This window comes from Armatimonadota bacterium (assembly GCA_016869025.1).
GTDB lineage: Bacteria > Sysuimicrobiota > Sysuimicrobiia > Sysuimicrobiales > Humicultoraceae > VGFA01.
The window spans coordinates 1-7892 of the sequence record VGFA01000034.1 but is presented as its reverse complement, the minus strand read 5'-3'; the positions used below and the strand labels follow the sequence as shown (position 1 = coordinate 7892).

Annotated in this window: 8 protein-coding genes; 2 read left to right on the top strand and 6 right to left on the bottom strand. The window is 69.0% G+C overall.

Translation table 11 applies throughout. From position 1 onward, the window contains the following. On the top strand, positions 1-1718 hold a 1718-nt coding region (locus FJX73_12405), incomplete at its 5' end, for a xanthine dehydrogenase subunit D (GenBank protein MBM3471571.1). A gap of 21 nt (positions 1719-1739) precedes the next feature. Next, positions 1740-3074, top strand: coding sequence for a M20/M25/M40 family metallo-hydrolase (locus FJX73_12400; protein ID MBM3471570.1), 1335 nt, complete (start codon positions 1740-1742; stop codon positions 3072-3074). A gap of 34 nt (positions 3075-3108) precedes the next feature. Here the strand turns inward: FJX73_12400 and FJX73_12395 are convergent, their stop codons facing one another. The 6 genes from FJX73_12395 to FJX73_12370 form a co-directional block, all read right to left on the bottom strand. After that, positions 3109-3735, bottom strand: a complete 627-nt coding sequence (locus tag FJX73_12395) for a cysteine hydrolase (GenBank protein ID MBM3471569.1) — start codon at positions 3733-3735, stop codon at positions 3109-3111. 11 nt (positions 3736-3746) lie between these two features. Further along, complete coding sequence (locus tag FJX73_12390) at positions 3747-4523, bottom strand: ABC transporter permease (protein ID MBM3471568.1); 777 nt, start codon at positions 4521-4523, stop codon at positions 3747-3749. Positions 4524-4554: 31 nt separating this feature from the next. Beyond that, positions 4555-5361, bottom strand: coding sequence for an ABC transporter ATP-binding protein (locus FJX73_12385; protein ID MBM3471567.1), 807 nt, complete (start codon positions 5359-5361; stop codon positions 4555-4557). Beyond that, the gene (locus FJX73_12380; GenBank protein ID MBM3471566.1) at positions 5358-6371 is read right to left on the bottom strand and encodes an LLM class flavin-dependent oxidoreductase; all 1014 of its coding nucleotides are present in this window, start codon (positions 6369-6371) and stop codon (positions 5358-5360) included. The genes FJX73_12385 and FJX73_12380 overlap by 4 nt, the downstream gene beginning before the upstream one ends. Further along, positions 6368-7699 carry an amidohydrolase family protein gene (locus FJX73_12375; GenBank protein MBM3471565.1) on the bottom strand — a complete coding sequence of 444 codons (1332 nt, stop codon included), beginning with the start codon at positions 7697-7699 and terminating at the stop codon, positions 6368-6370. Before FJX73_12375 ends, FJX73_12380 begins: the two co-directional genes overlap by 4 nt. Continuing rightward, a partial coding sequence (locus FJX73_12370) for a hypothetical protein (GenBank protein MBM3471564.1) occupies positions 7684-7892 on the bottom strand: 209 nt, incomplete at its 5' end. The genes FJX73_12375 and FJX73_12370, both read right to left, overlap by 16 nt.

The following is a 7892-nucleotide window of genomic DNA, read 5'->3' as shown; positions in this document are numbered from 1 at the left end:
CGCAGTGGCTACACGTGGACCGCGAACAGGTGGCGCCCTGCCTGAACCTGCCCTCAGAGAAGGTGCGGCTGCACCTGGCCGGCGTGGGCGGCGCGTTCGGCGCGAGAGAGGACGTCAGCATGCACATCCACGCATGCCTGCTGGCGCTATGCACCGGGAAGCCCGTGAAGATGGTCTACGGCCGGGAGGAGTCGTTCTTCGGCCACGTTCACAGGCATCCATCCCGGATCTGGATGCGTCACGACGCCACGCGCGACGGCCGGCTCGTTAACGTGCGCGCCCGGCTCCTGCTGGACGGCGGCGCGTACTCGTCGTCGGGATCGGCGGTAATCGGCAACGCCTCCACGTTTGCGGCCGGTCCCTACGAGGTGCCCAATGCGCTCATCGAGGGCACGCGGGTCTTCACCAACAACCCGCCCGCCGGGGCAATGCGCGGCTTCGGGGCGGTGCAGGTCTGCCTCGCGTACGAGGCGCAGATGGACAAACTCGCCAAAGCGCTGGGGATGGACCCGGTGGCGCTCCGTCTTAAGAACGCGCTTGGGGCCGGTTCGGTCCTGCCGACAGGCCAGGTCATCCGGGGTAGCGCGCCGGTGCGCGAGGTGATCGAGCGTTGCGCCGCGATCCCGATGCCGGAAGAGGAAAAGGGGCGGCGTGATCAACTCTCCCCGGGCGGCGCCGGGAACGTGTCGCGGGGCGAGACGCTGCGCCGTGGGGTCGGGTTCGCCGTTGGCTACAAGAACATCGCCTACAGCGACGGCTTCGACGACTCGTCGGAGGCGCGCGTGCGGCTGTTTGCCGGGCCGTCCGGGGCGATCGCCGAGGTACACTCCGCCGCGGCCGAGGTAGGGCAGGGAGTGCACACCGTCCTGGCCCAGATAGCGCGCACCGAGCTGGGGGTTGAGCACGTGGTGCTGCACCCCTCGGACACGCTTGTGGGTTCGGCCGGGTCCACATCGGCATCGCGTCAAACAATGATGTCGGGCGGAGCAGTGCAACTGGCCTGCCGGGCGATCAGGGAAGAGTTGTTCCGGCGCGCCGGCCTCAGCGCTGAGACAGGCGATGTCCTGGAGGGTCCGATTGAGATGTACCTCGATGAGCCGATCGAGCGCACGCGCGTCTACCACCACCGCGCGACGCGCGAGATGGACGCCATGGGGCAGGGCGACCCGCACGTCAGCTTCGCCTTCGCGGCGCAGCGCGCGGTGGTGGAGGTGGACGAGGATCTGGGGCTCGTCAGGGTGGTGCAGATCGCCACGGCGCAGGACGTGGGACGCGCGATCAATCCTCAGGCCGTCTACGGGCAGATCGAGGGCGGCACGGCCATGGGGCTGGGGTTTGCCCTGATGGAAGAGGTTCAGGTGCGGGAAGGTCGCATCCTGAACGCCTCCTTCACCGACTACCTGATACCCACGATCCTGGACATGCCGCCGGTAGAGGCGGTGCTGGTCGAGGAGCCCGAACCTGGATCGCCGTTCGGCGTCAAGGGCGTGGGCGAGCCGCCCACCGTGGTCTCGACCGCCGCAATCGTGGCCGCGCTGCGCGACGCCACCGGCCGGGCGCTGAACCGCGTTCCGGTCCGGCCCGACGACCTGATCGGCCTCACCCGGCCGGCCACCTCGGCCGGCCCGCCGCCTGCGCCCGACGTGCCGGGCCCGAAGGCGGTCCCGCACTACTGGGGCCTGACCCACGGGCAGGGTACGCTGATGGAGCCAGAGTAGGCCAGAGCCCCGGAGGATCCCGTGTCCGTTCACGAACATCCCGCCGAACTGCTTCGGCGCCTGATCCAGTTCGACACCACCAACCCGCCTGGGTGCGAAGTCGCCTGCGTCGGTTACATCAACGACCTGCTGACCGCGGCCGGGTTCGAGACCACGCTTCTGGCCCGCGATCCCGAGCGACCCAACCTGATCGCGCGCCTGGCCGGGGAGGGCAGTGCGCCGCCGCTGTTGCTCTATGGGCACGTGGACGTCGTGACCACCGCTGGGCAGGTCTGGCAACACCCACCGTTCGAAGGCCGCCTGGTAGACGGCTTCGTCTGGGGGCGCGGGGCTCTCGACATGAAGGGCGGCGTGGCGATGATGCTGGCCGCGCTCCTGCGCGCACGGGCCGAGGGCCTGCGGCCGGCCGGCGGCGTTGTGCTGGCGATCCTGTGCGACGAGGAAGCCAACGGTGAGCACGGCGCCCGCTTCCTAGTCGAAGACCACGCAGGTTTGTTCGACGGGATCCGCTACGCCATCGGCGAGTTCGGCGGGTTCAGCATGCCGGTCGGCGGCCGGACGTTCTATCCCATACAGGTCGCCGAGAAGCGGAGCTGCTGGTTGAGGGCGACCGTCCGCGGGCCCGGCGGGCACGGCGCCCTGCCGATGCAGGGCGGCGCCATGGCGTCGCTCGGACGCGTACTGAGGGCACTGGATAGGCGCCATCTGCCGGTGCGCGTGACTCCTGTGGCCCGGCAGATGATCGAGGCAGTCGCCGGCGCGCTGCGGCCGCCGTCCAGTTGGATCCTGCGCACGCTGCTGGACACGCACAGCACGGACGCCGTGCTGGCGTTGATGGGCGAGCGCGGCCGGATGTTCTCCCCGCTGTTGCGCAACACCGTCAACGCCACCATCGTGCGCGGCGGCGAGAAGGTCAACGTCATCCCCAGCGAGATCGTTCTCGACATGGACGGGCGACTGCTGCCGGGGTGCGGTCCCGGAGACCTGATCACCGATCTGCGCCCGATCCTGGGGCCGGACGTCGCCCTGAGCGAGGCCGGTGATGCGGGCGTGATCCGCCACGATCCTGGTCCGGCGTCACCAGATATGGGGATGTTCGATCTGCTGGCCGGGATTCTGCGCGACCAGGACCCTGGGGGCATCCCGGTGCCGTATCTGATGCCCGGCGCCACCGACGGGCGGTTCTTCGCACGGCTGGGAATCCAGACCTACGGCTTCCTGCCGATGCGCCTGCCCGAAGGGATGAACTTTTCGCGCCTGGTGCACGCGGCCGACGAGCGGATTCCCTCTGAGGCCGTCGAGTTCGGCACGCGGGCGATCCTGGAGGCCCTCAGGAGGTTCGGGCGGGCGCGCTGACCCTATAGCTGTCCGGCCGCCGATGTGCGCCGGGTCAGGACTGGCGGGTCTTCGCCTCGTCGCGCCGGGTCCTGAGTCGCCGGCCCAGCCGCTTGGGCAGCGCCCAGACTATGTGGTCGGCCGAGGAGACCTCGATGCCGACGGTCTCCATGTCGCGCAGGTTGGCCTTGTGCGCTTCGGCATCGCCGGCCATGGTCGCATCCGACGCGACCACGACCTCGAGGTCGAGGGCGAGCGCGTCGTACGCGCTGCACCGGATGCTGCCCAGGGTCTCCACCCCGGCCAGCACCACGAGCTCGACCTCCTGGGCCTGCAGCACGGCTTCCAGGTCGGTCTTGTGGAAGGCGCTCCACCGCTGCCTGGGTACTACCGCCTCGCCGGAGACCGGCCCCAGCCCCTCGACCGGCGCATGCCCGCTCGTGCCCGGCACGAACGCGCCGCCTGCACGGATGAACCGGTCGCGCCGCGTGATCTCTATGTCCGCGCCGTCCGCACGGTACTCCCGCATGACATGCACGACGGGCAGGCCGTTCGTCCGGAAGGCGTCCAGCAGTCTCTTGACGTTGGGGAGCACGCCCAGGGCGCCGCGCACCTCGAATGCCGCTCCGGGCTGGCAGGAGTCGTTCTGCATGTCAATGATGAGCAGGGCTGGCTTCCCCATGGTTCCTCCCCTCAGACGGTCAGAGCCGGTCCCCGGTATGCCCAACTCGTCAGGCGGTGCTCGATGACCGCGAAGAACGCGAACAGCGCCACGCCCATGGCGGCGACCACGATCAACCCGGCGAACACGAGCGGCACCTCGAAGCGCGAGCTGGCCGCGATCATCAGATAGCCGATGCCCTTGTTCGATGCCACGGTCTCAGAGATCACGGCGCCCACGAATGCCAGCGTTACCGCGACCTTGAGCGACGCGAAGAAGTAAGGCAGCGATCGTGGGATGCCGACCTTGAGGAAGATCTCGCGCTTGGACGCTCCCAGCGACCGCAGCACGTCCTGCAGCTCTGGCTCCATCGTGGCCAGCCCGGTGGCCACGTTCACGACGATCGGGAAGAACGAGATGAGGAACGCGGTGAGGATCGCCGGGATCGTGCCGATTCCAAACCAGATTACGAGCACGGGCACGATCGCCGCCTTGGGCACGCTGTTGAAAGCCACCAGCAGGGGATAGAGCGCCCGGTACACCAGCGTGGAGTAGCCGATGGCCAGCCCCAGCCCCATTCCTCCGGCGAGAGCCATGGCGAATCCCACAAGGGTCGTGTACAGCGTCTGCGAGGCGTTGAACCAGATGGCCTCGCGCCACTTCACCAGCGCTACCCACACCGCGCTGGGCCCGGGCAGGATGAACTCGGGCACGCGCAGCAGGGCGACCCCTGCCTCCCAGATGGCGAAGGCGGACACGATCACCACCAGCGGGGGCAGCCATTCGGTCAACCAGTTTGAGCGCTTCATCGTCCGCCCACCCTGCCGTGGCTTTCCGATTTCATCGTCCCAGCACCTCACCGATCTGGCGCCTGATCTCGTGATACGTCTCCGTGAATTGCGCGCTGAAAGTATCCTCCAGCGTGCGCGGGCGCGGAACGTCCACGGTGGTCCGGGACACGATCCGCCCAGGGCGCGTGCTCATCACGTACACGGTGTCCGCTAGGAACACCGCCTCACGCAGGTCATGGGTCACCAGCAGCACGGTGAACCGCCGCTGCATCCACAGGTCCTGCAGGACCTGCCAGAGTTCCTCTCGGGTGAAGGCGTCCAGCGCGCCAAAGGGCTCGTCCAGCAGCAGGATCTCCGGATTGTGGATCAGGGCGCGGCACAGGCTGGCCCGCTGCTGCTGCCCTCCGGAGATCTGCCAGGGGTGGCGATCGTCGAACCCACTCAGCCCGACCGAGGCGAGCAACTCCCGCGCCTGGGCCACGTACTCCGAGCGGTGGCGGCGGAACCGCTCCTTGTGCGGGGTGACGACCTCCATCGGGAGCAGGACGTTGTCCATGACCTTGCGCCAGGGGAGGAGGATGGGGTTCTGAAACGCCATTCCCACGTTCTTCTGTGGGCCGCGCACCTGCGCGTTCCCCACGCTTGCGCTGCCCTTCCCGGGCACGACCAGGCCGGAGAGAACCTTGAGCAGCGTGGTCTTACCGCAGCCGCTGGGCCCTGCCACCACTACGAACTCACCCCGCCGCACCGTGAGACTCACGTCCTCTACGGCACGGACCGCCTGGCCTTCGTGTTGATAGTCCAGCGTGACGTTGTCGAGGCGGACGAAGGTATCTTCAGCGGCGAGGTTGGTCAAAACCGTCCCTCTGCGAAGGCGTCAATCATGGCGCGCACGTCGTCTCCAAGGGGATACAGGATGGGACAGGTGCACCCGGCGGCAATGTACTCGCGCACCTTGGCGCGGCACTCCGCTGGGGTGCCCGAGGCGGTTATCATCTGGACCACCTCGTCGGGCACCAGGCGCATCGCCCTTCGGATCTCCTCCGGCCCGGCCGGCCAGGTAAGTTCTTTGCCGATCTCGTCCAGCAGCGCCGGGTCCACGCCGCTGGCCTTCATGATGTGGGGCTGCTGGCCGAGGTACTGCGTCACCAGTTCGCGGGCGCGGTCCAGCGCCAACGAGCGGTCCTCGTCCAGGGAGCAGACCACGAGCTGGGGCCGATCGAGGTCCTCGACGCTTCGCCCGGCCCTGGCCGCGCCGGCGGCCAGCGCTTCCATCGCCGTCTTGTTGTAGCCCGGGCTGACCAGGTAGTTCAGCAGCACGCCGTCGGCGATCTCACCGGTCATCTCCATCATCTTCATGCCTGTAGCGCCTATGTAGATGGGCACCTTCTTAGGCGAACGGTCGCCGTGCACGATGTCGAGCTCGATGTCGGTGACGTGAACGAACTCGCCGTGGTAGGTTACCCTCTCCATGGCGAGCAGCCGCCGGGTGACCTCGACCACCTCGCGCATCGCCTGCAGCGGCCTGCGCCGGTCCACACCGACCTTGGTAGCCAGCGGTTCCCACCACGCGCCGATCCCGAGCATCACCCGGCCCGGCGCCAGGTCGTCGAGGGTGGAGAACGTCGCCGCCAGCAGCCCCACGTTGCGCGTCCACAAGCTGACGACACCCGAACCCACCTTGATCCGCTGGGTGACCGCCGCGAACGCGGCCAGCGGGATCGTGGCCTCGCGGACAAGGCGACTCTCCGCCTGCCACACCGCCTCGAACCCGCGCTCCTCAGCGTACCGCACGTACTCCATCCCCTGACGGATGGGATGCTTGTCCTGCAGGTACAGCGCAACGCGTCCGCCGCCTGGCGTCATGGCCTCGTTCCTCCTGCTGGCTCGAACTCGTGGGGTCCGATCTCCTCGAGGCGGCGCCACAGCCGCTCTGTCTGCGTGCGCGCCTGCGCGGCGAGCTCGTCCTGGTCCACCCGCTTCAGCCGCCGGTCGGCTACGACGAGCTCGCCTTGCACCAGCACGTCGCGCACGTGACGCGCCGAGAGGCCGAAGAGCCAGTGCCCGGCCAGGTTGCCTTCGTGCAGCGGCGTCGGGGTAGGGTAGTCCAGCACCGTGATGTCGGCGGGCGCGCCGGGCTCGATCCGGCCCAGCGCGGGCTCACCCAGGATCCTCCCGGCCATGCGCGCGCCCGCGGCCATGCGCTGGAGCGGCCAGGCGAAGCCGAGGAAGAGATCGTCCTCCCGGGCCCGCCAGTACGCGGCCGCCGACTCGGCGAACATGTCGGCGCCGATACCGTCGGTGCCGAGCACCACGCGCTCTCCGAGGCGGCCCACCCGCGCGCGGCCGACCGAGTTGTTCATGTTGGATCGCGCGTTGTGCGCCACGGTCGCTCCAGAGCCGAGAATCGCGGCGATCTCGCCGTCGTCCACGTGCACGCAGTGAACCAGGACCGCCCGCTCGTCCAGGGCGCCGGCATCGGCCAGCCGGCCCACCACGCGCCGGCCGAAGCGGGCCATGGCATCGCGCTGATCTGCCATGTCCTCGGCCACGTGTACGTGAACGCCCGCGCCTGCCCGGCGCGCGACCTCTACGCAGGCGGCCAGCGTGTCCGTCGAGAGGGTGAACGACGCGTGCGCGCCCACGAGGCCCCCTGCCATGGGCCGCTGCGCGGCCAGGAAACGCCGGTTCTCCTCGACCCCGGCGCGCGCCCGCTCGGGCCCATCGCGGTCGGTGACCTCGTAGCAGAGAACCGAACGCAGGCCGATCTCGCCGAGCGCGTCCGCGATGACGTCGAGTGAGCCCGCGATGGCGTTGGGCGAGGCGTGGTGATCAACAACCGTGGTCGTACCCGAGAGCAGCGCGCTCATCGCGCCGGAGCGCGCCGACGCGCGGACCGTCTCCTCGTCCAGGGCCCGGTCCAGGCGCCACCAGACGCGCTGTAGGATCTGCGTGAAGTCGGCCGGCGGCTCCAGGCCGTAGGGCATGCCTCGCGCCAGCGCAGAGTATAGATGCGTGTGCGCGCAGACGTTCCCAGGAATGATCAGGCAGCCCGAGCAGTCGCGGCGGGGAAGACCCTCCGGAGCCCGGCCGATAGCGGTGACGCGGCCTCCCTGGATCAGCACGTCGGCCTGGAGAAGCGCCGGCGCGTCCAGCGATGCAAGTACGGTGCCGCCGGTCAGGACGAGGTCCATCTCACGAATCCTCGGGCCGCGGGAGAATCCTTCATCGGCAGCCGGGTCCGGCGTACACCGTCGTAGGACCACAGCGCGCCGGCGATCGCCGCGGCCGTTGGGATGTTGCCGATCTCCCCAACCCCCTTGGCCCCGTAAGGTCCTTCGGGCTGAAACTCCTCGACGAAGATGCACTCGACCTTGGGCATCCCGG